Genomic DNA, 278 nt, shown 5'->3' with positions numbered 1-278 from the left:
CTGGATGCTGAGGACCAAAGTTAAGCGTATAGTTTTTAATCTCAGCCATGATTATTGATTCCCGGCATAAGATGATTCACGAATAATTCTTGGCGTAATTTCACGCGGTTCAATCGTGACAGGTTGGTAAACAACGCGACGCTGCTCTGCGTCATAACGCATTTCAACATACCCAGAAACAGGGAAATCTTTTCTAAATGGATGACCGACAAAACCATAGTCAGTCAAGATGCGTCGCAGATCAGGATGCCCATCAAACAAGATACCGTAAAAATCAA

General features: G+C 42.4%; 1 protein-coding gene. It reads right to left on the bottom strand.

The window, feature by feature from the left end; translation table 11 throughout:
- Nucleotides 1-51: 51 nt before the first annotated feature.
- Nucleotides 52-278 (bottom strand): NADH-quinone oxidoreductase subunit C (locus ACZ3GY_RS23830; RefSeq protein ID WP_465912198.1); only part of this gene is annotated, 227 nt, incomplete at its 5' end.

The organism is Pseudomonas sp. PME37.24/006 (genome assembly GCF_055556635.1).
This window is presented reverse-complemented; position numbering and strand designations above follow the sequence as displayed.